1 pseudogene is annotated in these 250 nt (G+C 46.4%); it reads left to right on the top strand.

The window, feature by feature from the left end:
• Window positions 1-250: pseudogene (locus A596_RS23240) on the top strand (terminase); the annotation flags it as partial.

The following is a 250-nucleotide window of genomic DNA, read 5'->3' as shown; positions in this document are numbered from 1 at the left end:
CGTTCACAAATACACTGAATGCGGCAAGGAAAGTGTTTTAAATCCCAATATTGAAAATCGCAATACCGCACCGAGGGCGCGCAAGACGATTAAAAATGATTTGGGAGACGGTGGCATCCAGAAGGTGTTGGATGCTTTCCATAACTCGATGTTTGAATATCAGCGGGGATGGTATCGCGCAGGCATCGAGAATCGCATCCGAAATATTCTTAAATCACGGCAGATCGGTGCGACCTGGTATTTTGCACGT

It is taken from the genome of Cellvibrio mixtus subsp. mixtus J3-8, assembly GCF_000766945.1.
In the GTDB taxonomy this organism is placed as follows: Bacteria; Pseudomonadota; Gammaproteobacteria; order Pseudomonadales; family Cellvibrionaceae; genus Cellvibrio; species Cellvibrio mixtus_A.
This window is presented reverse-complemented; position numbering and strand designations above follow the sequence as displayed.